This window comes from Bradyrhizobium sp. HKCCYLRH3061 (assembly GCF_051168015.1).
Classification (GTDB): Bacteria; Pseudomonadota; Alphaproteobacteria; order Rhizobiales; family Xanthobacteraceae; genus Bradyrhizobium.
In genome coordinates this window covers 37,468-62,377 of the sequence record NZ_JBNPUE010000015.1, presented here as the reverse complement: position 1 = coordinate 62,377, position 24,910 = coordinate 37,468, and the positions used below count along the sequence as shown (strand labels likewise).

The window sequence follows — 24,910 nt, the reverse complement described above, 5'->3', positions numbered from 1 at the left end:
CGAATCGTCATTGCTGTTCCGCCGGCGCGATCGGCGCAGGACGATCTATACGCTCGATCATGTCTTGGGGTGAAGTGAGGCGAAGGCGCGTCCTGATGTCATCGGCTTTCCGCTCGCCGCAATTGGGGCAGGATCGGGCAACGAATCGGACTCAAGACGCGCCCTTCCGTCGCACGCCCCCAAGACCCGCATTCCACCACCCCACCGGTTGCCCATCGCTTAACGCCGAACAGGGCGATCGGGTCCGTGGCTCGGCCTGGAGAACCGCAAGGCGCAGGCGCCGCGAGATCAATCTGAAATCCGCTTCTCGAAGAACAGGTCCGGATAGGGGTCGTCGTTGAAGCGGTCGATCTCGGTCCAGCCGGTGCGGCGATAGAGCTGCATGGCCTCGGCGAGCGCGCTGTTGGTGTCGAGGCGAAGGAGGCTGATCGAGAGCTTGCGGGCAGCCGCTTCGGCCGCATCCATCAGGCGGCGGCTGAGGCCGAGGCCGCGCGCGGCGGGCGCGACCCAGAGCCGCTTGATCTCGGCGGCATCGCCGCCGCTGCCCTTCAGCCCGACGCAGCCGAGCGGCAGGCCGTCGGACAGCGCGACGAAGAAGGCGCCGCGCGGCACCATCATGTCCAAGGCGTCGGGATCGCGCGACAGCGAAACATCGAAGCCGCGCTCGAAACGGCGTGACAGCTCGGCGTAGTATTCGCCGAGGCAGTAGCGCGCCTGCTCGCTCCTGGGATCGGTCTCCTCGATGGTGATGCGGCTGCGCCCGAGCGCGGCCGCAACCATGTCCATCGCGGCAAGCAACGCCTGGGGCTGGCCATGGCGCGCCAGCATCGATTCCGCCTGGGCATTGGAGAGCGTCTCATAGGCGTCGAATTCGCGCCGGCCGGCGGCCGTGAGCCTGGCGACGCGGCGGCGCGCGTCGTCGGGATGCGGCCGGGTCGTTACCAGCCCCTCCTCCTCCAGGCCGCGCAGCAGCCGGCTCATCAGCCCGGAATCGAGCGCGAGATAGTCGCGCAGCTCGGCCACGTCGCTGCGGCCATGGCCGATCGCGTTGAGCACGCGGGCCGCGCCGAGCGGCCGACCGCGCCCGAGAAACGAGGTATCGAGCGCGCCGACCTCCGAGGTGACGGCGCGGTTGAAGCGGCGGACGCGGGAGACGGGGTCGAGCATGATATCTGACTTAAGTCAGATATCTCGCGATGTCAACGCGGAGACAATCACGCCGACTGCAAACAAAAAGGGCGGCCCAGCCGCCGGCCGAAGCCGGATGCCGGACCGCCAGGTTTTCCCCGGGAGGAACTCAGTTCAGAAGCTTGGCGACGTTGTCCTTGGTGACGAGGTCGAGACCCGTGTAGATCACCTCCGGCACCTTCTCGCCCTTCTTGATCGCGAGCAGCGTGTCCATCGCCTTCTCGCCCATCTCGAACGGACGCTGGCCGGTCAGCGCGTTGGAATAGCCGTCGCGCAGCAGCTCGAGCTGCATCTTCAGCGTATCGGCAACGACCAGCGTCAGCTTGCCGGCGTCGATGTCCTTCTTGTTCTTGTTGACGAAGGCCTTGTAGCCTTCGGGTGCGAACATCGGCCAGCCGCCGATCGGCACGATGGCGCCGAGATCGGGCGTCGCGGTGCGCAGGTCGGCCATCTGCTGCACGGCGAGCGCGGGATCGTCGTTGCAGAAGGTCGGCGAACCGGCCACTTCCGTCCACTTCGAGCCCTTCAGCGCCTCGCGCACGCCGTCGACACGCTCGGCGAGGTTCTTGGCGCCGGGACCGCCGGAGACGATGGCGTACTTGCCGCCGTCAGGCCGCAGCTCCCGCAGCTGCTTGCCGAGCGCGAGGCCGAAGTCCTTGTTGTTGGTGCCGATATAGGCGAGGCGCTTGGAGCCAGGCGCATCGGCGTCGAAGGTGATGACGGGAATGCCGGCGGCGGTCGCCGCCTCGATCGATTTCGTCATCGATGGAACGTCGGCGACCGAGATGGCGAGGCCGTCGACCTTCTGGGTGATGAAATCCTGGATGATCTGCGCCTGCGTGGCCGGCTCGTGCTCGACCGGGCCCTTGTAGATGCACTCGACATTGCCGAGCTCCTTGGCGCGCTTCAGGCAGCCGTCGCGCGCGACGTCGAAGAACGGATTGTTCATCGCCTTCGGCACGATGGCGAAGCGGTACTTGGTCTCCGCCTGCGCCGGGGCCAGCATGATCGCGAGCGACGCGACCGCATAGAGCAGCTTCTTCATGGGTTTCCCTCCTCCATGTCTATCCCTGATGATTGTCTGTTCCGGGTGAGGATAGACGTGATGTCATCCCGGCCAGTATTCGTCACAGCAGGCGTGCGCGGATGCGATCGACCAGCACGGCGGCAATGATGATCACGCCGACCAGCGTCTGCTGCCAGTAGGAATTGACCTGCGCCAGCACCAGCCCGTTCCTGATCACCTCGAGCAGCACGCAGCCGACGATGGCGCCGAGCGGGCCGCCGAGACCGCCGGCGAGGTTGGCGCCGCCGATCACGGCCGCGGCGATCACGTTGAGCTCGTAGGACGTCGCCATGTTGGCCGGCGCGGATCCCAGCCAGCCGGAGATGATGATGCCCTGCAGGCCGGCGGCCAGCGCGCCGATCACATAGACCTCGATCTTGACGCGGGGCACGGAGACGCCGGTGAGCTCCGCGGCCTTCTCATTGCCGCCGATCGCGAACACGTGGCGGCCGAACGCGGTGTGGTGCAGCACCAGCGCCATCACCAGCGCCAGCGCCATCAGATAGATGAAGGGCGCCGGCACGCCGTACACGTCCCCCTGCGTCAGCGCGTAGAAATAATCGGCGTCCGGCCCGCCGGGGAAGCTGCCCTTGCCGTTCGAGATCACGTAGCTCAGGCCGCGCACGATCGAGAGCATGCCGAGCGTCGTCACGAACGGCGACAGCCCGAGCAAGGCGATGCAGACGCCGTTGATGAGGCCGACGACCAGCGAGACCGCAAGGCCGGCCAGCACCGAGACGATCAGGATCAGGCCGGGCACGTTGGCGACCACGGTCTTGCCGTCCGCGGCGAGATGCACGAACAGCGAGGACAGCGGCATCCCCGGCGTCGACAGCGTCGTCATCACCATCGAGGTGATCATCGCCGCGAAGCACATCATCGAGCCGACCGACAGGTCGATGCCGCCGGTGATGATGACGAAGGTGATGCCGAGCGTGGCGATGGCGATGAAGGAGAAGTTCTTGGCGACGTTCTGCAGATTGCCTTCGGTCAGGAAATAGGGACTGGCGAAGCTCATCACGATGATGAGGGCGATGAGCGCCAGCGTGACGTAGGCCGTCTGCGAGGCGAATACGCCGCGGTGCCACCATCTGATGGCGCCGACATTGGTGAAGGTGACGTCGGTGCCGGCGGAGCTGGTCTCGGATGGAACGGACATCACGCCGCCTCCTTGGCGCCGGTGATCAGCGCGGTCACTTCCTCGGGGCTGGTCTCGCCGACCGGCTTGTCGGCCTTCTTCTCGCCGCGGCGCATCACCACGACGCGATCGCAGACCGCGAAGATGTCAGGCATGCGGTGCGAGATCAGGATGACGGCGATGCCCTGCTCCTTCAGCCGATGGATCAGGCTCAGCACCTGCTCGACCTGGCGCACCGAGATCGCCGCCGTCGGCTCGTCCATCATCACCAGCCTGGCGTTGGACAGCCGCGTGCGCGCGATCGCCACCGCCTGGCGCTGGCCGCCCGACATGTCCTTGACGAGATCGTGCGGCCGCGTCTCCGAGCGCAGCTCGCGGAACAGCTCCAGCGCGCGCGCCTCCATGCCCTTGTGGTCAAGCAGCACGAGGGGACCGAAACTGCGTTTCAGCTCGCGGCCGAGAAACACGTTGGCGGCGGCGGTGAGATTGTTGGCGAGCGCGAGATCCTGGTACACGACCTCGATGCCGACGCTGCGCGAATCCATCGGGCGATGGAAATGCACCTCGCGGCCGCCGAAATGGATCGTGCCCTGGCTCGGCGGAAAGTTGCCGGCGATGATCCGCACCAGGGTCGACTTGCCGGCGCCGTTGTCGCCCATCAGGCCGACGACCTCGCCGGCGCCGATTGTCAGATCCACGCCCTGCAGCGCGCGGATCGCGCCGAACTGCTTGCCGATGCCCTTCAGCTCCAGCACCGGCTGCGCGGCCGTGCCGGTCACGGCGCGCTCGGCCGCGCTCGTCATCGTATGCAGGCGGCTGTCGTCAGACATAGCGGTTCACCACGCTTTCGAGATATTCCTGGCGGCCGGAACGCGGCTGTGGATCGAGACCGGTGTCGACGGCGCGGTCGGCGAGCTCGGCGAGCGAGCGGCGGCCGGCAAGGATCGCCTGCCCTTCCTCGCCGTCCCAGCCGGCGTAGCGGGCTGCGAGCGGCGCCGTCAGCGCACTGTCGGTCAGCATCTCGTCGGCCGCGATCAGCGCCCGCGCGCAGGCGTCCATCGAGCCGACATGGGCGTGCAGCAGATCATCCGGATCGATCGACTGCCGGCGAATCTTGGCGTCGAAGTTCAGCCCGCCGGTGGTGAAGCCACCGCCCTTGAGCATGTCATGGAACACCAGCGCCAGCTCCGGCACGTTCATCGCGAACTGGTCGGTGTCCCAGCCGAGCAGATCGTCGCCGCGGTTGATGTCGAGGGAGCCGAACACGCCGAGCGCCTGCGCCAGCGCGATCTCGTGCTGGAACGAATGACCGGCGAGGATGGCGTGGTTCTGTTCGATGTTGAGCTTGACGTCGGCGAGCAGGTCATAGCGCTGCAGGAAGCCGTAGCAGGTGGCGACGTCGAAATCATATTGATGCTTGGTCGGCTCCTTCGGCTTCGGCTCGATCAAGAGCGGTCCCTTGAAGCCGATCTTGTGCTTGTGCTCGACGACCAGCGAGACGAACCGTCCGAGCTGGTCGAGCTCGCGCTTGATGTCGGTGTTGAGCAGGGTCTCGTAGCCCTCGCGGCCGCCCCACAGCACGTAGTTGGCGCCGCCGAGCCGGTGCGTCACTTCGAGCGCGGCGCGCACCTGCCCCGCGGCATAGGTGAAGACATCCGGATCAGGATTGGTCGCGGCGCCCGCCATGTAGCGGCGGTGCGAGAACAGATTGGCCGTGCCCCATAGCAGCCGCACCTTGGCAGACGCCATCTTCTGCTCGAACAGGTCGCCGATCGCATTGAGATTGGCGACCGATTCCTTCAGCGTCGCGCCTTCCGGCGCCGCGTCGACGTCGTGGAAGGTGAAGAACGGCACGTCGAGCAGCCGGAACAGTTCGAACGCCACCTCGGCCTTGGCCCGCGCCATCGCCAGCGCATCGTCGCCATGCTGCCACGGCCGCAGGAAGGTCTCGCCGCCGAACGGATCGCTGCCCGGCCAGCAGAACGAATGCCAGTAGCAGACGGCGAAGCGCAGATGGTCCTCCATCCGCTTGCCCCGGATGAGACGGTCCTTGTCGTACCAGCGGAACGACAGCGGGCTGCGTGACTCGGGCCCGCCATAGCTGACGGTTGCGCCGGTCTGGAAGAAGGGAGCCTGGACGTTCACGAGATGCACTCCTTGAGAGCAGGATAGAGCTTGCGCCATTGCGCGTAGGCGTCGTCGTAGGCGGCGCGCTGCGGCCCGCGGGGTTCGAAACTCTGCAGCCGCTGCGGCTTGCGGCAGACGTCGGCCGGGGCTGCGCCGGTCGCGGCCAGACGGCCGAGCCTGGACGCACCGATGGCGGCGCCGACCTCGCCCTCCTCGACGCGGTGCACCGTGACGCCGAGCACGTCGGCCATGATCTGCGCCCACAACACAGAGCGCGAGCCGCCGCCGACGAGATCGAGCTCTTCGATCGGCTGCGCGCTGCGCGCAAGCGCGGCGAACATGTCGCGTGAGGCAAACGCCACGCCCTCCAGCACCGCCTGCACCAGATCACCGCGGCCGGCGGCGCTGCGCAGGCCAACCAAGGCGCCGGCCGCGTGGGCATCGTTGTGCGGCGTGCGCTCGCCGTCGAGATAAGGCAGGAACCGCACCGGGCTCGGGCGATCGACGCTGATGCCGAGCGGCGCCAGCAGCGCGGCTTCCGGCGTCTCGAGAAGGCGCGCCAGCCACGCCAGCGAGGCCGCGGCCGACAGCATCACGCCCATCTGGTGCCACAGACCGCCGAGCGCATGGCAGAACGCGTGCACGGCCGCTTGCGGCGCCGGCGCGAAGCGGTCGGTCACCCGGAACAGCACGCCCGATGTGCCGAGCGACAGGAATGCATCGCCGGGCGTGATGGCGCCGAGCCCGATTGCGCTCGCCGCGTTGTCGCCGGCGCCGCCCGCGATCACGACGTCAGCGCCCATGCCCCAGCGCCGCGCCAGCTCGGGCGACAACACGGCGCTGCGCTCATTGCCCTCGACCAGGCGCGGCATGTGATCGAGACCGAGCCCGGTCGCCGCCAGCAGTTTCTCCGACCAGCGCCGCGCGCCGACGTCGAGCCACAGGGTGCCGGCCGCATCCGACATGTCCTCGACCATCTCGCCGGACAGCCGATAGCGCACATAGGCCTTCGGCAGCAGCACTTTCGCGACCTCGGCAAATATCCTCGGCTCGTGCTTCGCCACCCAGACGAGCTTCGGCGCGGTGAAGCCGGGCATCGCGAGGTTGCCGGCGATCGCATGCAGTTCGGGGCAGCGGCGTTCGAGCTCGGCGCATTCGGCTTGCGAGCGGCCGTCATTCCACAGGATCGCCGGCCGCAGCGGCCGGCCGTCGCGGTTCAGCAACGTCGCGCCGTGCATCTGGCCGGACAGGCCGATGCCGCTGACGGCAGCGGTCTCGCGCGGACGCTCCCGCGCGAGATCATCGACCGCGCCGATCACGGCCTCGACCCAATGATCCGGGTTCTGCTCGGACCACAGCGGCTGCGGATGCGACAGCGCCAGCGGACGCCCGGCGCTTGCGATCAGCGCGCCCGCCTCGTCCTCCAGCACGGCCTTCACGCCGGATGTGCCGACATCCAGTCCGAGAAACACGACTCCACTCCTCCCACCGACCGCCAGGCGCTTCGGCGATCTGCTGTCGCCTCGAAACCAGCACCTCGGTCTTTCTCGTTCCGTACGCAAACGACCGCGTCACCGCGGCCGCCCGCTCACGGCAGATTGTCCCGCATCACGATGTCGATGCGGATCGTCTCCTGTTCGCTCAGGATCGGCTCGCCGCGCGCCAGCGCCAGCAGCACGCGCACCGCGGAGCGCGCCTCGTGGCCCGGGTTCTGCGAAATCGCCGCATCCATCACGCCGTTCAACAGCAGCTTGCGCGTCAGTGCCGTCACGTCGTGGCCGACGAACACGATGTCGTCGGCGCGCCCCGACTCGGTCAGCGCTTTGGCGACGCCGGCCGTGCCGGCGCCGACATTGTAGAGCCCGACGATGTCGCGGTGCTCGGTCAGCAGCTTGCGCATGAGGTGCTCTGAGCGATCGTCCACGTCATGCCCCTCAGCAACCGGCAAAACCTCAAGTTGCCGAAACTCCGCCGCGAGAACCTGGCCGAAGCCGAAGATGCGCTCGGCATGATCGCGCAGGCCTTGCGAGCCCGCCATGATCGCGATCCGCCCCGCCTTGCCGCCGGCGAAGCGTCCGACCAGCGCCCCCGCGGTGCGGCCAGCGGCGATGTTGTCGATGCCGACATAATGCTGCCGCCGCGACGATGGCACGTCCGACACCAGCGTCACCACCTTGGCGCCGGACTCGACGAGATCGTTGATCGCCGCGCGCACGCCCGGATGATCGAGCGCCACCACCGCGACGCCGTCGACCTGACCGACGAGCTGCTCGAGCTTCGCGGCCAGCACGGCGGCATCGAACACGTCGGTCGTGACGACATCGACCGTGAGCCGGCGCGCGGCCATCCAGCTCGCCAGATCGCCGAGATGCGCCTGAATCTGCTGCATGAAGGGATTGATGCCGGACGGCATCACGAAGGCAAAGCGCCGCGCGCGGGCACGGGCGAGTTCGGAGGCCGCCGCATGCGGCTGGAACGCGCTACGCGCCATGGCGTCCTTGACGCGTCGCACCGTGTCCGGGCGCACGCCCGGCCGGTTGTGCAGCACGCGGTCGACGGTGGCGAGGCTCACACCCGCCTGTCGCGCAATGTCCCGCAATGTCAGCGGCGCGTTCATGGTCCTCCCCTTTGGGTTGAGGAGATTAGCGCCATTTTTGAGGTGCGCAACTCATTTTTGAGGGGCGGCGCGCCCGGCCGCGCCTGGAAGCCCCGAGGGAGCTAGACGAAAGCGACCTCGATCCGCTTGTCGGACCGCGCCGTCATGCGACAGGCGCGTGAGAAGCCGTCGCTGGCGATCGCGAGCTTGAAGTGCTCCGGCAACTCCGCCGTCGAGATCACGTCCAGTGCAGCCGCGTGTTCGGACAGTGCACGGACCGTGCAGTCGAACGTCGACCGTCCGGCGTTGAACGCGATCTGTCCCGCCTTGAACACGCGGCGCAGCGCGGGCGCGATCGAGGGCGACGCCTCCACCCAGGCGATGACCTGATTGCGGCCGTTGTTCTTGGCGGAGTACATCGCCATGTCCGCCCGCTCCTGCATGGCATCGAAGCCCAGACGGGAAGTCATATCCGCGGCGCCGAAGCTGGCGGTGACCCTGATCGGTCCGCATGGCGTGTCGATCGACAGGCCGGCAGCCGCCGACCGCATCTTCTCCAGCACCGCCAGCCCGTCGTGCAGGCCCGTATGCGGCAGCAGGATGCCGAACTCCTCGCCCCCGAGACGGCCGATGACGTCGGAGCTCCGCAGCACCGACCGCCAGGTCTCGACCAGCCTGGACAGGACGAGATCGCCGACGGCGTGGCCGTAAGTGTCGTTCACCGACTTGAAGTGATCGATGTCGACCATCGCATATGTCAGCTTGTGGCCGTGACGCTCGGCCAGCGCCCGCAACCGCTCGCCTTCGTTGTGAAAGGCGCGGCGCGACAGCGCGCCGGTGAGAGCGTCGCGCATGCTCAGCTTGCGCAGCATCAGCTCGTCGACGGCGATCGCGGCGAGATCCTTCAGCATGTCGACATCGTGCGCACTGAACTCGCGCGGCGCCGTGTCCATCGCGCATAGCGTGCCGACGTTCACGCCGGAGATGCGAAGCTGCGCACCAGCGTAGAACCGAATGAACGGCTTGCCATGGACGAGGACGTTGTCCACCAGCCGCGCATCCTGATGCGTGTCGGGGATGATCAGCGGCTCGCTTTCCTGAATGGCATAGTTGCACAGCGCGGGCCGCCGCTCGCCCTCACGGTCGGCCATCCCTGTGGCCGCCTTGAACCATTGGCGATGGCCGTCGATGAGGGTGAGTGTCGACATCGGGACGCCAAAGACCTTCCGGCACAGGCCGGTGAGACGGTCGAAGGCGAGCTCGCTGGGTGTATCAAGGATGTCGAGTTCGGCAAGGGCTTCCAGGCGGCGGGCATCGTCGTGGTGGTCGGCTGACATCGGCAACTCCTCGCCGACAGCTTCTCGCGGAGGGACTTAACGCCGGATTGAGGAGGAGAATGAGCAAATTCCTAACAGGAAGCACGACGTCCGGCGGGGGAACCGCCCGAGGGCCGGCCTGCCTGCCATCGGCCGGCCAGCCGGCGACATCTTCCGATAAAAATAATCATCTTGCCATTTATCCGAATTCGTGATTATCTCCCGCCATCCCGCCTCAACGAGAGGGGCGTTGCGCGCGATCGTCACGACACGCGAGGCGGGGATGCGGTGGCCGCGAGAGATCGCAGCATTCTCTTTCACGAGGGTGCGGACGAACGATCGCTTGCGGACGTGAAGTCGCAGCGGCCTGACACCCCGAAGCTGGTGTCAACCTGGCGCAATGCTAACGCATTGCGTTGGGGATGGTGGCCAACAAGCCCGGCGCACCAGGGCGACTGCGTATAAGCGTGAAGACACCGCGCAGGGAATGCCGGATGCTCGGCTGCACCTGTGGTACCTGCCGCCTGCATTTTTTTCGCAGGCGGGCCATGGGTGAGGCCTTCACCCGGCATTCCCTGCGCCCTCTCACTTGGAGGGACGAACCAGTTGCAGGCCTCGGGCATCAGATGCCGCGAGAACGCGCTGCTATGTCCTCGCTGTTTGAGCCGTGAAGCCTACCCCACCCACCACCGTCGTCCCGGGCAAGCCGTGACGCGCAAAGCGCGTCGCGGCGCCGACCCGGGACCCATGGTCCGCGGCGGGTGTGAGGCGCGGGATGGCCGACGCGCCTGCCCCGAACTATGCCCTGTGATTATGGGTCCCGGCTCAAGGCCGGGACGACAGGAGAGTTTGCTGATGCGGTTACGCCATCAGTTGACGCCGACGAAGCGCGCCGCGCTCGCTCAGAACGGCAGCCCGACATAGTTCTCCGCCAGCGACCGCTGCGCGGCCTCGGACGAGAACAGATAGGCGAGCTCGGTGTCCTGCAGTCTGTCGTCGTAGGACAGCCGGTCGGGGAAGCGATGCAGCAGCGTCGTCATCCACCACGAGAAGCGCTGCGCCTTCCAGATCCGCGCCAGCGCGCGCTGGGAGTAGCCGTCGATGCCGGCGTCGTCGCCCTTTTTGTAGTGATCGAGCAGCGCATGATAGAGATAGTAGATGTCGGACGCCGCCGAGTTCAGCCCGCGCGCGCCGGTCGGCGGCACGATGTGGGCGGCGTCGCCGGCTAGGAACAGCCGGCCGTAGCGCATCGGCTCGGCGACGAAGCTGCGCAGCGGCGCGATGCTCTTCTCGATCGACGGGCCAGTGATCAGCTTGGCCGCGATCTCATTGGGCAGGCGGCGCTTCAGCTCCTCCCAGAACGCGTCGTCGCTCCAGTCCTCGACCTTGTCGGTCAGCGGCACCTGGACATAGTACCGGCTCAGCACCTGCGAGCGCAGCGAGCACAGCGCGAAGCCGCGCTCGTGCTTGGCATAGATCAGTTCCGGCGACACCGGCTTGGTGCGCGACAGCACGCCGAGCCAGCCGAACGGGTACACCCGCTCGTATTCCGTCAGCTTGTCGTGCGGGATCGACTTGCGGCTGACGCCATGAAAGCCGTCGGCGCCAATGATGTAGTCGCAGTCGATGCGGACGACCTCCTCGTCCTGACGGTAGGTGACGTAGGGCTTGTCGGAGGCGATGTCGTGCGGCGTCACGTCGGCCGCGTTGTGCACGACCTTGCCGCCGAGCTTGTCGCGGGCCTCGTAGAGATCGCGCGTCAGCTCGGTCTGGCCATACACCATCACCGAGTTGCCGCCGGAATATTTGTGCAGGTCGACGCGGTCGAGCTTGCCGTCATGGGCGATGTAGAAGCCGTGATGGATTTCGCCCTCGCGGTCCATGCGCTCGCCGCACTGCGCCTCGCGCATCAGCTCGGCAAAGCCGTGCTCGAGCACGCCGGCACGGATGCGCGACAGCACGTAGTCGCGGCTGGACTTCTCCAGGATGATCGTATCGATGCCCTGCAGATGCAGGAGCTGCGACAGCATCAGCCCCGACGGGCCTCCGCCGATGATGCAGACTTGGACTTTCATGGGCGCGTTCTCCCGGATTCGCAGACGCAGGTTTGTTGGGTATGCTTTTCAGTGGCGGATTTTACCAAGAAATGCGCAGGATCACTTGGATGGACGCGGCATTCTCTTGTACTTTTCCAACACCATGCCGCGACGCAAAACGAATGCGGCGGCGGTATCGGGCGGCGCCGGTCAGCCGGCCGGCGGCGCCGCGCCGTCTCCGACACCCATTGCGCGCCGATAGTCGCGCGGGCTCGCGCCGGTGTGGCGCTTGAAGAAGCGGCAGAAATAGGCCGGGTCCTTGAAACCGAGCTCGAACGCCAGCTTCGACACCGGCGCTGCAATATAGGTCAGCCGACGACAGGCCTCACGGGCCAGACGCGCATGTACGATATCGAGCGCGGACTGGCCGGTCTCGGCCCGCGTCAACCGATTGAGCCGCTCCGGCGTCATGCCGAGCTCGTCGGCGTAACGCGCCACCGACCAGTGATCGCGGTGATGCGCCTCGACCAGCACGATGAAGCGGGTGAACAGATCCGCGTGCCCGCTGCCGCGCCGCCCGCCTTGCGACTGCCGCGCGCTCTGCTGCGCCAGCCGCCACACGATCGAGCGCCCGAGCCAGTGCGGCACCGGCGAGGCCGCGGAATCGGCTGCGGCGAACTCGCCGGCGAGGTCGACGAACAGCGTGCCGATCCGGCCCGTCGCAACGGCTTGCGGCTCCAGATGCAGGATTTGCGGCGTTGCAAACAGGTCGCGCAGCGCCTCGCCGGTCGCCGGCACGTCGCCCTCCACCACCGCCCGCGGATTGAAGGTGAGCACGTAGCCGTCGGTCTCGCGCGAGAAGCGGAAGGCATGGACGACGCCGGGCGGAATGATCACCGCCACCGGGCCGGTGCAGCGCTCGCGGCTTTCGTCCAAGGCGATCTCGGCCGGGCCGGAGGCGACCCAGAGGATCTGATGCAGGCCCTGGTGCGTATGCGCCTCGATTTCCCAGCGATACAGCTTGCTGCGCACCTGGATCGGCTCGACATGCAGCATGTCCGGCTGCGCGGCGGAGGCTTCGCCGTACAGCGCGAAGGCCGGGATCGACGGCTTGGTGCGAAAGCGGGGCATGAGCGAGAGCTAACCCCGAATGTCGGAAAAGTACAAGTCTTGACCGGCTTTCGTGTCTCACGCCGCGGCCACGGCTCGGCTAGATCAGTGAAAAGAACAACAACGACCACACTCAATGGAGAGGAGGCCCGACATGTTCACGTTCGACCCGTATTCGCCGGCGGTCGATGCCGACCCGTTCCCGTTCTACAAGACGCTGCGCGACGAGCACCCCTGCTTCTGGAGCCAGCAAGCCCAGATGTGGATCCTGTCGCGCTATGCCGACGTGGCAGCGGCGGGCACGAACTGGCAGACCTATTCGTCGGCTAAGGGCAACCTGATGACCGAGCTGCCGAACCGCGCCGGCGCGACGCTCGGCACCACCGATCCGCCGCGCCATGACCGGCTGCGTGGCCTCGTCCAGCATGCCTTCATGAAGCGCAATCTGGAGAGCCTGTCAGGCCCGATCCGCGACATCGCGCGCGACAGCGCCGAGGCGCTGCGCGGCCAGGACCGGTTCGACTTCATCGACGCCTTCTCGTCGAAGTTCACGGTGCGCGTGCTGTTCGCCGCACTCGGCCTGCCGCTCGGCGACGAGCAGACGGTGCGCGACAAGGCGGTGCTCATGGTGCAGAGCGATCCGGTGAGCCGCGCCAAGGGACCGCAGCACATCGCAGCCTACAACTGGATGCAGGACTATGCGGCCGGCATCATCGCGGAGCGCCGGGCGCGGCCGCAGAACGATCTGATCTCGCATTTCAGCATGGCCGAGATCGACGGCGACAAGCTCGACGAGCGCGAGGTGCTGCTGACGACGACCACGCTGATCATGGCCGGCATCGAGTCTCTCGGCGGCTTCATGACGATGCTGGCGTACAATCTCGCCGATCACGACGACGCCCGCCGTGCGGTCGTCGCCAATCCCGATCTGCTGGCGGACGCCGTGGAGGAGTCGCTGCGCTTCAACACCTCGGCGCAGCGTTTCCGCCGCTGCCTGCAGAAGGATCTCACCCTGCACGGCCAGACCATGCGCGAGGGCGACTTCGTCTGCCTCGCCTACGGCTCCGCCAATCGCGACGAGCGGCAGTTTCCCAATCCCGACGTCTACGACATCACGCGCAAGCCGCGCGGCCACCTCGGCTTCGGCGGCGGCGTGCATGCCTGCCTGGGATCGGCGATCGCGCGCATGGCGATCAGGATCGCGTTCGACGAGCTGCACAAGGTCGTGCCGGACTATCGCCGCACCCAGGAGCAGCTGCCCTGGATGCCGTCATCGACCTTCCGCAGCCCGATGTACCTGGAGCTGACGGTGCATTAGTCGGTCGCAAGGACGGGATGGCGGGCTCGAGCACGCACCTCGCGGACGGTACGCTCCCTCGCCCCGCTTGCGCGGGGCGAGGGAGGCGCCAACCGGTTTACCAGAGCTCAAACCAGCGCGCCGAGATCCGCCGCGCTGAAGCCCTTCAGGCCCGCCTTGTCGCCGGACTTGATCTTGGCGACCCATTCGGCATCGCTGATCAGCGCGCGGCCGACCGCGATGAGGTCGAACTCCTCCTTGGCCATGCGCTCCAGCAGCGCATCGAGATCGGCTGTCGTCGACGGCTTGCCGGCGAACGCCGAGAAGAACTCGTCGGACAGGCCGACCGAGCCGACGCTGATGGTCGCGGCGCCCGTGATCTTCTTGGCCCAGCCGGCGAAGTTCAGGCCCTTCTCGCCGTCGACGTCCGGGAATTCCGGCTCCCAGAAACGGCGCTGCGAGCAGTGCAGGATGTCGACGCCGGCCGCGACCAGCGGCTGCAGCCAGTCGGCCATCAGCGCCGGCGTCTCTGCGAGGCGCGCCGCATAGTCCTGCTGCTTCCACTGGCTGACGCGCAGGATGATCGGAAAATCCGGCCCCACCGCCTTGCGGATCGCGGCGACGATTTCGCCGGCGAAGCGCGAGCGCTCCTCGATGCTGGCGCCGCCATAGCGATCCTCGCGCTGGTTGGTGCCGGACCAGAAGAACTCGTCGATCAGATAGCCGTGCGCACCGTGGATCTCGACGGTGTCGAAGCCGGTGCGCTTGGCGTCGGCCGCGGCCTGCGCGAATGCGGCGACGGTGTCGGCGATGTCGTTCTCGGTCATCGCGTTGCCGCGCGGCTTGCCAGGCGCAACCAGCCCGGACGGGCTCTCGACCGGCGCATCAGGCTCCCAGCGGCTCATGCCCTTGGTCGAGCCGGTGTGCCAGATCTGTGGCGCGATGCGGCCGCCGGCCGCGTGTACGGCGCTCGCCACGCTCCGCCAGCCGGCCAGGGCTGCGTCACCGTGGAAGAAGGGAATATTGGGCTCGTTGCGCGAGGCCGGACGGTTGACGACAGTGCCCTCGGTCAGGATCAGCCCCACGCCGCCTTCGGCGCGGCGACGGTAATAAGCGGCATTGGCCTCGCCGGGAACGCCATTCGGCGCCGCGTTGCGGGTCATCGGCGCCATGACGATGCGGTTCTTCAGCTCCAGCGACTTCAGGCGAAACGGACGAAACAGCACGCTGGTATCGAGGTCGGACATTCAGAGGGCTCCATTGCGTTCGGAACCGCTCCAGTATACTTCGTAAACCTGAAGTCAATCAGGCACCCGAAGTCGCTCAGGTATATCAGAGGAAACCGCGTCGTGACCGTCGCGTCGACATCAGAGACCGCCCCGCTCCGCTGCAAGCCGCAGCACTTCTCGTCGGAGTGCCCGAGCCGGGTGCTGATCGACCAGATCGCCGACAAATGGTCGATGATGGTGCTGGCCGTGCTGGACGGCGGGCCGTTGCGCTTCAACGCGGTCAAGAAGCAGCTCGAGGGCGTCACCCAGAAGGCGCTGACGCAATGCCTGCGCCGGCTCGAGCGCAACGGCCTCGTCGCGCGGGAGGTAATCGCGGACTCGCCCGTTGCCGTCCAGTACGAGATCACGCCGCTCGGCCGGACCCTGCAGCCGCCATTCCGCGCGCTCTACGCCTGGACCATCGCCAAGATGCCCGAGGTCGAGCAGGCGCGTCAGGCCTTCGACGAGCGCCGCGGCCGCTGATCGGCGGCGGTCGCAGACCGCTATTGAAAGGCGACTTCGGCGAAGCTGCGCAGCTTGCGCGAATGCAGCCGCTCCGACTCCTGGTGCTTCAGCAGTTCCAGCGCCTTCAGCCCGATCTGAAGATGCTGGCCGACGCGCTGCCGGTAGAAGTCGCCGGCCATGCCGGCGAGCTTGATCTCGCCATGCAGCGGCTTGTCGGAGACGCAGAGCAAGGTGCCGTAGGGCACGCGGAAGCGATAGCCGTTGGCGGCGATGGCGGCGGACTCCATGTCGAGCGCGACGGCGCGCGACTGCGACAAGCGGCGGATCACCCCAGGGCCGGAGATCTCCCAATTGCGGTTATCGACGCTGGCCACCGTGCCGGTCCGCATCACCCGCTTCAGCTCAAAGCCGGAATAGCCGGTCACCGTCTCCACGGCCTCTTCGAGCGCGACCTGCACCTCGGCCAGCGCGGGGATCGGCACCCAGGGCGGCAGCTCCTGGTCGAGCACGTGGTCCTCGCGGACGTAGCCGTGCGCGAGGACGTAGTCGCCGAGCCGCTGAGTGTTGCGCAGTCCCGCGCAGTGGCCGACCATCAGCCAGGCATGCGGCCGCAGCACCGCAATGTGGTCAGTGACGTTGCGCGCATTCGACGGGCCGGTGCCGATGTTGATCAGCGTGATCCCCTGATGGCCCGGCTCGACCAGATGAAGCGCCGGCATCTGCGGCGTGCGCGCCGGCGCGGAGCCCGTGGTGCCACCGCCGAGACGCGCGGTTCGCGTGATCACATTGCCCGGCTCGACGAAGGCCTCGGCTGCCCCCTGCCCGGCCGCCAGCTGCTGGCGGCCCCAATCGGCGAAGGCGTCGACATAGAACTGATAGTTCGTGAAGATCACGAAATTCTGGAAATGGTCCGGGTCGGTCCCGGTGTAGTGATAGAGCCGACGCAGCGAGTAGTCGACGCGCGCGGCGCGGAACAGCGACAGCGGCTCCGGCATGCCGGGCTTCAGCTCGAGCGTGCCGTCGGCGATCGCATCGTCCATGGTCGCGAGATCCGGAGCGTCGAACACGTCGCGCAGCGAGCGCGTCACCAACGGGCTCTCATGGTGCGGAAGCGCCGTCTCGATGTTGATGTCGCGGCGATAGGCGAAATGCACCGGGATCGGCTCGGCTGACTCGCCGATCTCGACCGGCATGCCGTGGTTCTCCACCAGCAGACGGATCTGCTCGGTGAGATACGAACGGAACAGGTCTGGCCGCGTCACGCTGGTCTCGTGCACGCCGGGCCCTGCGACGAAGCCATAGGCCAGACGCGAGTCGAGCCGGGCATGACTTGCGGTCGTCAGCCGCACGAAGGGATAGGTGGCGCGGATCCGTGTCGCCGGCACGAGGCCGTTGGCATAGGCCTCGAAATGGCCGCGCAGAAACGCCGTGTTGCGCTCGTAGATTTCCTCGAGCCGGGCCACCGCGGCGGCCGCGTCGGTAAAGCTTTCGGTCTGGAACGGTTGCGGCGATTGCACGGTCAAGGGCGGCCTCATCTTGCTGAAGCCGATGGTAAGCGAAGCCGCCATACGAGTGCAACGCTCGTCGGCGGATCTTCCAGGCGCCGCCGAGGGTCCCCTCCCCGCGCGCCGAGACGCGAGGAGGGAATCGGCTCAGCCCTTCGCGAGCTGCGCGTCGAGGTCGTGCAGCACCTGGTAGCAGGGCAGCACCTGGGCAACGGACGCGTTGGGCTCGCGGCCCTCGCGGATCGCGGCGAAGAACTCGCGGTCCTGCAGCTCGATGCCGTTCATGGAGACATCGACCTTGGAGACGTCGATCTTCTCCTCCTTGCCGTTCACCAGATCGTCGTAGCGCGCGATGTAGGTGCCGGTGTCGCCGATGTAGCGGAAGAAGGTACCGAGCGGGCCGTCATTGTTGAACGACAGCGACAAGGTGCAGATCGCGCCATTGGCGGCCTTGAGCTGGATCGACATGTCCATCGCGATGCCCAAGGTCGGATGGATCGGCCCCTGGATCGCATTGGCCTTCACGATCGGCGAGCCCGCCTGGTAGGCGAACAGGTCGACGGTGTGCGCGGCGTGGTGCCACAGCAGATGGTCCGTCCAGCTGCGCGGCTGGCCCAGCGCATTCATATTGGTGCGGCGGAAGAAGTAGGTCTGCACATCCATCTGCTGGATGTGAAATTCGCCGGCCTTGATCTTCTTGTGCACGAACTGGTGGCTCGGATTGAAGCGGCGGGTGTGGCCGCACATCGCAACCAAGCCGGTCTCCTTCTGCAGCTCGACGACCTGCTGGGCGTCCTTCAAGGAGTCGGCGAGCGGAATCTCGACCTGCACGTGCTTGCCGGCCTTGAGGCAGTCGATCGCCTGCGCAGCGTGCATCTGCGTCGGCGTGCAGAGAATGACGGCGTCGACCTCCGGCAGCTTGAGGCTGTCGGCGAGCTCAGTCGCGACGTGCTTGATGCCGTATTTGTCGGCGACTTCCTTGGTCTGGTCGAAGCGGCGGCCGACCAGCGACACCACCTCGACGCCATCGATGTTCTTGATGCCGTCGAGATGCTTGATGCCGAAGGCGCCGGCGCCGGCGAGCGCGACCTTGATCGTCTTGGCCATTTAGTTGTTCTCCAGGATCAGATGGCCGACCGCGGTGTTGCTCGCCGGCACATGATAGAAGCGGTGGCGCACGGTCGGCGCGTTGCCCTTCTTGGTCTCGTTGACGTCGCTCATGGCGCCGCGCGCGATCAGCCACATCACGAGCTCGATGCCCTCGCTGCCGGCCTCGCGGACGTAGTCGATATGCGGCACCTTGGACAGGCCTTCGGGATCGTTGATCAGCTTGTCCAGGAACATGTTGTCCCATTCCCGGTTGATCAGGCCGGCGCGCGGACCCTGCAACTGGTGGCTCATGCCACCGGTGCCCCAGATCTGCACGTTGAGCGGCTCGTCATAGCTCTCGATCGCCTTGCGGATCGCCTTGCCCAGCATGAAGCAGCGGCGGCCCGACGGCACCGGATACTGCACGACGTTGACGGCGAACGGGATGACGGGGCACGGCCATGCATCGACCTGGCCGAAGATCAGGCTGAGCGGCACGGTGAGGCCGTGGTCGACATCCATCTTGTTGACGATGGTGAGATCGAAATCGTCCTGGATCACCGACTGCGCGATATGCGCGGCGAGCTTCGGATGTCCGATCACCTTGGGCACCGGGCGTGGCCCCCAGCCCTCGTCGGCCGGCTGATATTCGGCTGCGGTGCCGATCGCGAACGTGGGAATCATGTCCAGGCTGAAGGCGGTCGCGTGGTCGTTGAAGACCAGGAACACCACGTCCGGCTTCTGCTCCTTCTCCCACTGCTTGGCGAAATCGTAGCCGGCGAACACCGGCTTCCAATAATCCTCGCCGGTCTTGCCGAGGTCGAGGGCGGCGCCGATCGCCGGCACGTGCGAGGTGAAAACGCTTGCGGAGATTTTTGCCATTTACTTCTTCTCCCCGGTGTAGCGGTTGCCCTCGACCGAGCGGCCGCCCTTGATCATCATCTCGCGATACTGGTCTTCAGTCATGCCGGTCATGCTGCCGGCCATTTGCTGAAAGCTCTTGCCGTCGGTCGCGCCGATCTTGGCGAGGAAGTAGATGTTGCCACCAAGCGCAATGCAGCGGTTGAGGTCGCGGTCGAGCACGGCCTGCTTCTGCTCCTCGCTCATCGGCCATTCGTCGAGATAGGCGCGCTCGTTGGCCTTGAAGCGGGCGCGGTTCTCCGCCTTCATCAGCGACATGCAGAACTGGTTGAGGTGATAGCCCATCCGCGACATGTCCGCGTCGAAGATGGTCGTGCCGGGAACGTCGGTATAGGGTTTGTCGAGCGACATCGCTTCCCTCCTTCAGGATTCTTCGGGCCAGTACAGCCGCATCGGATTGTCGACCAGGAGCTTCTGCTGCAGCTCCGCGGTGACGGCGATGTGGGGAATGAAGTCGACCAGCAGGCCGTCATCGGGCATGTGGTCCTTGAGGTTCGGATGCGGCCAGTCGGTGCCCCACAGCACGCGACCCGGGAAGGTCTCGACGATGCGCTTGGCGAACGGCACGACATCGCGATAGGCGTTCTGCTCGCCGTTCAGCGCCGGCGGCCCCTTCACCGAGAGACGCTCGGGGCAGCTCACCTTGGACCAGACGTTTGTGTGCTCGCGCATGAACTTCACGAACAGCTCGAACTCGGGGCCATCGACCGGCTTGGTCACGTCGGGGCGCCCCATGTGATCGACCACGACCGTGGTCGGCAACGAGGTGAAGAAGTCCCACAGCTCGGGCAGGTCGACGGCTTCGAAATAGATCACGACGTGCCAGCCGAGCATGTTGATGCGGTTGGCGATCTCGATCAACTCGTCCTTGGGCGTGAAGTCGACCAGGCGCTTGACGAAGTTGAAGCGGACGCCGCGCACGCCGGCGTCGTGCATCGCCTGCAACTCGGCGTCGGTGACGCTGCGCTTGACGGTGGCGACGCCGCGGGCCTTGCCGTTCGAATGCACGAGCGCATCGACCATCGCGCGGTTGTCGGCGCCGTGACAGGTCGCCTGCACCACGACGTTGCGGGCGAAGCCGAGATGGTCGCGCAGCGCGTAGAGCTGGTGCTTGGAGGCATCGCAGGGCGTGTACTTGCGCTCGGGCGCATAGGGGAATTCGGCGCCAGGGCCGAACACGTGACAATGCGCATCGACGCTGCCGGCCGGCACCTTGAAGCGCGGCTTCGACGGGCCGTCATACCAGTCCAGCCATCCCGGGGTCTTCTGGAACTCCATGAGGTTCCCTACTCCTTGGACTTGATCTTGTTGATGATACGATCGGCCTCGGTGCGCCAGTCCGGGCTGCGCGCGAACTCCTTGGTGCCGCGCGTGCCGAACAGGCCGTCATCGGCGAGATCGGCGACCCAGGCCTGGCGCTCGGCGGTGCCTTCCGCCGACCACGGCGTCAGCCCGATGTCGCGTACGGTCTCGGCCACCTCCCTCACCTCCTCGGCGCGGCGGCGGCCATGCTCGATGACCCGCTGAAAGAAATAGGCGCCCTGCTTCTCCCAGTCGATCCCGGGAAAGGTCTCCTTCAGCGAGGCCAGCACCGCGTCCTCGACGCCATAGGCGCGGGCGGTGGTGAAGCTCTCGATCACCATCGCCTCCAGGCCCTTGATCATGATGCTGCGGCACATCTTTGTGGCCGAGGCCACGCCGAGCTTGTCGCTGGCGGGCTTGGCGGCAAAGCCGAGATCGTTGAGCAGCGGGGCCAGCTCGCGCGCGCCGGCGCCTCCGAGCAGCAGCGGCACCTTGATGCGATAGGGCGGTACCGAGGTCATCACCGCGCCTTCGACATAGCGGCCGCCGGCTCCGTCGATCAGCGCGGCCGCGCGCTGCTTGGCGCCGGGCGAAGCCGAGTTGAAGTCGAGGAACCACGCGCCTGGCTTGATCTTCGGAGCGCAGGCTTCCGCCACCGCCACGTCCTGACTGGCGGTCACCGCCGAGACGATGAAGTCGGCCTGCGCCGCCAGTTCGGCATGCGAGGCCGTGAGCGTCACGCCGATGCTCTCGGCATGGCTGCGCATCGCGTCGCCGCGGCTGTCCGCCAGCTTCACATCATAGGCCGAGACGCGCACGCCATCCTTGCGCAGATCCTCGGCGAGGATCTTGCCGACCTCGCCGTAGCCGATCAGCCCGACATGCCACTGGTTCGACGCCGCGGTCATCGCTGCTCAATCGATGTATTTGAGCCCGGCCTTCGCCAGCGGCTCGCGCATCTTGTACATGTCGAGGCCGAGCACGCCCGACGCCAGCTTCTCGCGCTTGTCGGCCTCGTTGGCCTCGCGCGCCGCGGCCGCATCCGCCGCCTGATGTGCGACCGCGGCCGGCACCACGACGATGCCGTCGACATCGGCGACGATCACGTCGCCCGGATTGACCGCGGCGCCGGCGCAGACGATCGGGATGTTGACCGAGCCGAGCGTGGCCTTGACCGTGCCGCGCGCGGAGATCGCGCGCGAGAACACCGGGAACTGCATGTCGGTGAGATCGGCGACGTCACGGACGCCGCCGTCGATGACGAGGCCCTGCGCGCCGCGGGCGCGGAAGCTGGTCGCCAGGAGATCGCCGAAGAAGCCGTCGGTGTTCTCGACCGTGCAGGCCGCGACGACGACGTCGCCGGGCTGGATCTGCTCGGCCGCGACATGCAGCATCCAGTTGTCGCCGGGCTGCAGCAGCACCGTGACGGCCGTGCCGCACATCTTCGCCGTCGGATAGATCGGGCGCATGTAGCATTGCATCAGGCCGACGCGGCCCATCGCCTCGTGGATGGTGGCGACGCCGAACTTCGACAGCTTCTCCACCGCCGCCTTGTCGGCGCGGTTGATCTTCGTCTTGACGATGCCGAGATTGTTCATGGGGGTGCTCATATCGCTTGCCCTTTAGATTACTTGCCCTTGGCCTTCAACGCGGCGTCGAGACGCGGGAACACGCGCCGCGCATTGCCTTCGTAGATCTGGTGGCGCTGCTCGGGGGTCAGCTTGGCGGCCTCGATGTAGCGCTTGGTGTCGTCGTAGTAGAAGCCGGTCTCCGGATCGATGCCGCGGACGGCGCCGATCATTTCCGACGCGAACAGGATGTTGTCGATCGGGATCACGCCGGTCAGGAGGTCGATGCCCGGCTGGTGATAGACGCAGGTGTCGAAGAAGATGTTGTTGAGCAGATGGTCCTTCAACAGCGGCTTCTTCAGCTCCTGGGCGAGGCCGCGGAACCGGCCCCAGTGATACGGCACCGCGCCGCCGCCATGCGGGATCAGGAACTTCAGGGTCGGGAAGTCCTTGAACAGGTCCGACGTCAGGCACTGCATGAACGCGGTGGTGTCGGCGTTGAGATAATGCGCGCCGGTGGTGTGGAAGCAGGCATTGCAGCTGGTCGAGACGTGGATCATCGCGGGGATGTCGAGCTCGACCATCTTCTCGTAGATCGGATACCAGTGCCGGTCCGACAGCGGCGGCGAGGTCCAGTGGCCGCCGGACGGGTCCGGGTTCAAATTGATGCCGACGAAGCCGTAGTCCTTGATGCACTTCTCGAGCTCGGGAATGCAGGTCTTGGGGTCCACGCCCGGCGACTGCGGCAGCATCGCGACGCCGATGAAATTGTCCGGGAACAGCTTGCTGACGCGGTAGCAGAGCTCGTTGCAGATCCCAGCCCAGGTCGAGGACACCTGGAAGTCGCCGATATGGTGGGCCATGAAGCTCGCGCGCGGCGAGAACACGGTGAGGTCGCTGCCTCGCTCCTTCATCTTCTTGAGCTGGTTGCTCTCGATGCTCTCGCGCAGCTCATCGTCGCTGATCGAAAGCTCCGACGCCTTGGGCATGACGGAGGGATCCTTGATGCCCGCGATCTGCCGGTTGCGCCACTCTTCGAGCGCCTTCGGAGCCGTCGTGTAATGGCCGTGCACGTCGATGATCACGTCAGTCTCTCCCTCAGATTGTCTCGCGAGCCAGCTAGCGCCTTCAATGCGCCGCCACGGGGGCGCCGACATCCTTGCCGCTGGCGCGGCCTCCCGGTCCCACGACCTGCTTTACCACAAGGGCGAGCGCCGCGATCAAGCCGGGAACTGCGATCACGGTGAAAATCTCGCTGAAGGTCAGGTGCCGCGCGGTCAATTCGGCGACCAGGAACGACCCGGCGATACCGCCGAAGCGGCCGATGCCCATCATCCAGGCGACACCGGTGGCGCGGCCCTGGGTCGGATAGAACGCCGCGGCCAGCGCCGGCAGCGACGACTGCGCCGTGTTCATGACCACGCCGGCGACGAACACGATCACCACCAGGAAGCCCATGTTGCCAGCCGCCTGCCCAATCAGGAAGATCGTGACCGCCGTCAGCGCATAGCCGACCGCGACGATGCGGTTGGCGTTGAAGCGGTCCATCAGCAGGCCGAAGAACACCGCCCCGACTCCGCCGAGCGGGAACAGCGCCGAGATCAAGGTCGCGGTCTGCGGGTTCAGCCCGACATCCTTGAACAGGATCGGCATCCAGTTGATCAGCGAATAGAAGATCACCAGGCCCATGAAATAGGTGACCCACAGCATCAGCGAGCCCACACGCAGCACCGGCGACAGCACCATGCCGATGCCGGTGGCATTGACGCGCCGGGTGGTCTCGGCATGCTCCGGCTCCAGCATCACGAACTGGCCGACTTCGGAGGCGGCAGAAGAGACCCTGCGCATGACCTTACGGACACGCTCCACACTGGCGCCTCGCGACAACAGGTAATGCACCGATTCCGGCAGGATCGCGATCAGCAGCACCGTCAGCACCAGCGGGGTGACGCCGCCGAGCACCAGCACGCTGCGCCAGCCCCATTGCGGGATCATCCACGCCGCGAGAAAGCCGCCGCATGCCGCGCCCAGCGGAAAGCCGCAGAACATCAAATTGGTCATGGTCGCGCGCAGCCGGCCCGGGCAATACTCGCTGAGCAGGGTCACGGCATTCGGCATGGCGGCACCGAGGCCGATACCGGTGACGCAGCGGAGCACGGTGAGCTCGGTGAGGTTGCTCGCGAACGCCGAGGCAAGACAGGCGATGCCGAAGATCAGCACGGAGCCGACCAGCACCAGCTTGCGGCCGAGACGATCGGCGATAGGCCCTGCGAACAGCGCCCCGCCGGCAAGGCCGAACAGCGCCGCGCTCAGCACCGGTCCCAGCGCCGACTTCTCGATGCCCCACTCCTTCAGGAGCGACGGCGCGATGAAGCCGATCGCCGCGGTGTCGAAGCCGTCGAGCAGCACGATGACGAAGCCGAGCGCGAAGATCAGCCACTGGAAGCCGGAAAACGGGTGGTCGTCGAGAAAGGCCTGGACGTCGACACGGGCGGTCGTTGGCATCGCTTCTGCTTCCTTGGGGTGCTGTTCTGGCGCATCAACCGAGGTCCGCAGACGCCCGTTCCTCGCGTGGTCGGGTCTTGCAGCTTCGGCAGCTTGACAGGCTATGTGACGGACAGGGACAGCGCGCACCAGCGCCCGGCGGCTTCTATCAGCTATTCCGAAACGGCATAAGATATCACATGAGCCATGCTGAATTTAGAATGGGTCTGGAGAGGCCGCCACAGCCGCTTGGGCGCAACGTCGAGGCTCACACCTCCACCTCCCCAGGCGACGCTGCTACACTTGCTCCCCAGGCGACGCTGCTACACTTGAAGATCGGAGCTTTGCGCTCGCGTGTCTCCAAGTCGTCAGGGCCGGGCTTGTCCCGGCCATCGACGTTGGTCGGCATCCTGGGAATGACGTGGATGCCCGGG

At 66.5% G+C, this 24,910-nt stretch carries 22 protein-coding genes; 2 read left to right on the top strand and 20 right to left on the bottom strand.

Annotation, left to right across the window (positions count from 1 at the left end; genetic code table 11):
• Positions 1 to 288 precede the first annotated feature (288 nt).
• The 10 genes from ACQR2C_RS23150 to ACQR2C_RS23105 all read right to left on the bottom strand — a co-directional run bounded on the left by ACQR2C_RS23150 (position 289) and on the right by ACQR2C_RS23105 (position 12,598).
• On the bottom strand, positions 289 to 1,167 hold the full coding sequence (locus ACQR2C_RS23150; protein ID WP_434882196.1) for a bifunctional helix-turn-helix transcriptional regulator/GNAT family N-acetyltransferase: 879 nt from the start codon (positions 1,165 to 1,167) through the stop codon (positions 289 to 291).
• Between the two features lie 130 nt (positions 1,168 to 1,297).
• The gene (locus ACQR2C_RS23145; RefSeq protein WP_434839750.1) at positions 1,298 to 2,233 is read right to left on the bottom strand and encodes a sugar-binding protein; all 936 of its coding nucleotides are present in this window, start codon (positions 2,231 to 2,233) and stop codon (positions 1,298 to 1,300) included.
• A gap of 82 nt (positions 2,234 to 2,315) precedes the next feature.
• Positions 2,316 to 3,413 carry an ABC transporter permease gene (locus ACQR2C_RS23140; protein ID WP_315802445.1) on the bottom strand — a complete coding sequence of 366 codons (1,098 nt, stop codon included), beginning with the start codon at positions 3,411 to 3,413 and terminating at the stop codon, positions 2,316 to 2,318.
• The gene (locus ACQR2C_RS23135; protein ID WP_434882244.1) at positions 3,413 to 4,195 is read right to left on the bottom strand and encodes an ATP-binding cassette domain-containing protein; all 783 of its coding nucleotides are present in this window, start codon (positions 4,193 to 4,195) and stop codon (positions 3,413 to 3,415) included. The genes ACQR2C_RS23140 and ACQR2C_RS23135 overlap by 1 nt, the downstream gene beginning before the upstream one ends.
• 19 nt (positions 4,196 to 4,214) lie before the next feature.
• The gene (gene xylA, locus ACQR2C_RS23130) at positions 4,215 to 5,537 is read right to left on the bottom strand and encodes a xylose isomerase (protein ID WP_434882195.1); all 1,323 of its coding nucleotides are present in this window, start codon (positions 5,535 to 5,537) and stop codon (positions 4,215 to 4,217) included.
• A complete protein-coding gene (gene xylB / locus ACQR2C_RS23125) occupies positions 5,534 to 6,991 on the bottom strand; it encodes a xylulokinase (RefSeq protein WP_434882194.1) in 1,458 nt (485 codons plus the stop codon). The genes xylA and xylB overlap by 4 nt, the downstream gene beginning before the upstream one ends.
• Before the next feature lie 116 nt (positions 6,992 to 7,107).
• A complete protein-coding gene (locus ACQR2C_RS23120; RefSeq protein ID WP_315802441.1) occupies positions 7,108 to 8,136 on the bottom strand; it encodes a LacI family DNA-binding transcriptional regulator in 1,029 nt (342 codons plus the stop codon).
• 101 nt (positions 8,137 to 8,237) lie between these two features.
• The gene (locus ACQR2C_RS23115; RefSeq protein WP_434882193.1) at positions 8,238 to 9,452 is read right to left on the bottom strand and encodes a sensor domain-containing diguanylate cyclase; all 1,215 of its coding nucleotides are present in this window, start codon (positions 9,450 to 9,452) and stop codon (positions 8,238 to 8,240) included.
• Between the two features lie 881 nt (positions 9,453 to 10,333).
• Positions 10,334 to 11,506, bottom strand: a complete 1,173-nt coding sequence (gene pobA / locus ACQR2C_RS23110) for a 4-hydroxybenzoate 3-monooxygenase (RefSeq protein WP_434882192.1) — start codon at positions 11,504 to 11,506, stop codon at positions 10,334 to 10,336.
• A 171-nt stretch (positions 11,507 to 11,677) separates the two neighbouring features.
• On the bottom strand, positions 11,678 to 12,598 hold the full coding sequence (locus ACQR2C_RS23105; protein ID WP_316218322.1) for a helix-turn-helix domain-containing protein: 921 nt from the start codon (positions 12,596 to 12,598) through the stop codon (positions 11,678 to 11,680).
• A gap of 133 nt (positions 12,599 to 12,731) precedes the next feature.
• Here ACQR2C_RS23105 and ACQR2C_RS23100 point away from each other — a divergent pair, with 133 nt between their 5' ends.
• Entirely contained in the window at positions 12,732 to 13,895 is a 1,164-nt protein-coding gene (locus tag ACQR2C_RS23100) for a cytochrome P450 (protein WP_316183241.1), read from the top strand.
• A gap of 107 nt (positions 13,896 to 14,002) precedes the next feature.
• Here ACQR2C_RS23100 and ACQR2C_RS23095 read toward each other — a convergent pair whose 3' ends face one another.
• Entirely contained in the window at positions 14,003 to 15,121 is a 1,119-nt protein-coding gene (locus ACQR2C_RS23095; protein ID WP_434882191.1) for an NADH:flavin oxidoreductase, read from the bottom strand.
• 180 nt (positions 15,122 to 15,301) lie between these two features.
• Between ACQR2C_RS23095 and ACQR2C_RS23090 the strand changes: the two genes are divergently transcribed.
• Positions 15,302 to 15,625: a winged helix-turn-helix transcriptional regulator gene (locus ACQR2C_RS23090; protein WP_409997925.1), complete on the top strand. Its 324-nt coding sequence runs from the start codon at positions 15,302 to 15,304 to the stop codon at positions 15,623 to 15,625.
• Positions 15,626 to 15,645: 20 nt separating this feature from the next.
• Here ACQR2C_RS23090 and ACQR2C_RS23085 read toward each other — a convergent pair whose 3' ends face one another.
• The 9 genes from ACQR2C_RS23085 to ACQR2C_RS23045 all read right to left on the bottom strand — a co-directional run bounded on the left by ACQR2C_RS23085 (position 15,646) and on the right by ACQR2C_RS23045 (position 24,497).
• Positions 15,646 to 17,142, bottom strand: coding sequence for an AMP nucleosidase (locus tag ACQR2C_RS23085; RefSeq protein WP_434882243.1), 1,497 nt, complete (start codon positions 17,140 to 17,142; stop codon positions 15,646 to 15,648).
• A gap of 117 nt (positions 17,143 to 17,259) precedes the next feature.
• Positions 17,260 to 18,219, bottom strand: a complete 960-nt coding sequence (locus ACQR2C_RS23080) for a Gfo/Idh/MocA family oxidoreductase (protein ID WP_316183238.1) — start codon at positions 18,217 to 18,219, stop codon at positions 17,260 to 17,262.
• The gene (locus tag ACQR2C_RS23075) at positions 18,220 to 19,083 is read right to left on the bottom strand and encodes a class III extradiol dioxygenase subunit beta (RefSeq protein ID WP_434873641.1); all 864 of its coding nucleotides are present in this window, start codon (positions 19,081 to 19,083) and stop codon (positions 18,220 to 18,222) included.
• Positions 19,084 to 19,473 carry a protocatechuate 4,5-dioxygenase subunit alpha gene (gene ligA, locus ACQR2C_RS23070; protein WP_257168873.1) on the bottom strand — a complete coding sequence of 130 codons (390 nt, stop codon included), beginning with the start codon at positions 19,471 to 19,473 and terminating at the stop codon, positions 19,084 to 19,086.
• 12 nt (positions 19,474 to 19,485) lie between these two features.
• On the bottom strand, positions 19,486 to 20,400 hold the full coding sequence (locus ACQR2C_RS23065; RefSeq protein ID WP_434882190.1) for an amidohydrolase family protein: 915 nt from the start codon (positions 20,398 to 20,400) through the stop codon (positions 19,486 to 19,488).
• A gap of 8 nt (positions 20,401 to 20,408) precedes the next feature.
• The gene (locus tag ACQR2C_RS23060) at positions 20,409 to 21,332 is read right to left on the bottom strand and encodes a DUF1932 domain-containing protein (protein ID WP_434882189.1); all 924 of its coding nucleotides are present in this window, start codon (positions 21,330 to 21,332) and stop codon (positions 20,409 to 20,411) included.
• Positions 21,333 to 21,338: 6 nt separating this feature from the next.
• Positions 21,339 to 22,034 (bottom strand): 4-carboxy-4-hydroxy-2-oxoadipate aldolase/oxaloacetate decarboxylase, encoded by a 696-nt coding sequence (gene ligK / locus ACQR2C_RS23055; protein WP_315802430.1) that lies wholly within the window; start codon positions 22,032 to 22,034, stop codon positions 21,339 to 21,341.
• A 17-nt stretch (positions 22,035 to 22,051) separates the two neighbouring features.
• Entirely contained in the window at positions 22,052 to 23,077 is a 1,026-nt protein-coding gene (locus ACQR2C_RS23050; protein WP_315802429.1) for an amidohydrolase family protein, read from the bottom strand.
• A gap of 43 nt (positions 23,078 to 23,120) precedes the next feature.
• Positions 23,121 to 24,497 (bottom strand): MFS transporter, encoded by a 1,377-nt coding sequence (locus ACQR2C_RS23045; protein ID WP_316183232.1) that lies wholly within the window; start codon positions 24,495 to 24,497, stop codon positions 23,121 to 23,123.
• Positions 24,498 to 24,910 lie beyond the last annotated feature (413 nt).

Bases quoted from the DNA above. Each gene is read 5' to 3' on its own strand.
- ACQR2C_RS23150 (WP_434882196.1), bottom strand. From the start codon at position 1,167: ATGCTCGACCCCGTCTCCCGCGTCCGCCGCTTCAACCGCGCCGTCACC.
- ACQR2C_RS23145 (WP_434839750.1), bottom strand. From the start codon at position 2,233: ATGAAGAAGCTGCTCTATGCGGTCGCGTCGCTCGCGATCATGCTGGCC.
- ACQR2C_RS23140 (WP_315802445.1), bottom strand. From the start codon at position 3,413: ATGTCCGTTCCATCCGAGACCAGCTCCGCCGGCACCGACGTCACCTTC.
- ACQR2C_RS23135 (WP_434882244.1), bottom strand. From the start codon at position 4,195: ATGACGAGCGCGGCCGAGCGCGCCGTGACCGGCACGGCCGCGCAGCCG.
- ACQR2C_RS23120 (WP_315802441.1), bottom strand. From the start codon at position 8,136: ATGAACGCGCCGCTGACATTGCGGGACATTGCGCGACAGGCGGGTGTG.
- ACQR2C_RS23115 (WP_434882193.1), bottom strand. From the start codon at position 9,452: ATGTCAGCCGACCACCACGACGATGCCCGCCGCCTGGAAGCCCTTGCC.
- pobA (WP_434882192.1), bottom strand. From the start codon at position 11,506: ATGAAAGTCCAAGTCTGCATCATCGGCGGAGGCCCGTCGGGGCTGATG.
- ACQR2C_RS23105 (WP_316218322.1), bottom strand. From the start codon at position 12,598: ATGCCCCGCTTTCGCACCAAGCCGTCGATCCCGGCCTTCGCGCTGTAC.
- ACQR2C_RS23100 (WP_316183241.1), top strand. From the start codon at position 12,732: ATGTTCACGTTCGACCCGTATTCGCCGGCGGTCGATGCCGACCCGTTC.
- ACQR2C_RS23095 (WP_434882191.1), bottom strand. From the start codon at position 15,121: ATGTCCGACCTCGATACCAGCGTGCTGTTTCGTCCGTTTCGCCTGAAG.
- ACQR2C_RS23085 (WP_434882243.1), bottom strand. From the start codon at position 17,142: ATGAGGCCGCCCTTGACCGTGCAATCGCCGCAACCGTTCCAGACCGAA.
- ACQR2C_RS23080 (WP_316183238.1), bottom strand. From the start codon at position 18,219: ATGGCCAAGACGATCAAGGTCGCGCTCGCCGGCGCCGGCGCCTTCGGC.
- ACQR2C_RS23075 (WP_434873641.1), bottom strand. From the start codon at position 19,083: ATGGCAAAAATCTCCGCAAGCGTTTTCACCTCGCACGTGCCGGCGATC.
- ligA (WP_257168873.1), bottom strand. From the start codon at position 19,473: ATGTCGCTCGACAAACCCTATACCGACGTTCCCGGCACGACCATCTTC.
- ACQR2C_RS23065 (WP_434882190.1), bottom strand. From the start codon at position 20,400: ATGGAGTTCCAGAAGACCCCGGGATGGCTGGACTGGTATGACGGCCCG.
- ACQR2C_RS23060 (WP_434882189.1), bottom strand. From the start codon at position 21,332: ATGACCGCGGCGTCGAACCAGTGGCATGTCGGGCTGATCGGCTACGGC.
- ligK (WP_315802430.1), bottom strand. From the start codon at position 22,034: ATGAGCACCCCCATGAACAATCTCGGCATCGTCAAGACGAAGATCAAC.
- ACQR2C_RS23045 (WP_316183232.1), bottom strand. From the start codon at position 24,497: ATGCCAACGACCGCCCGTGTCGACGTCCAGGCCTTTCTCGACGACCAC.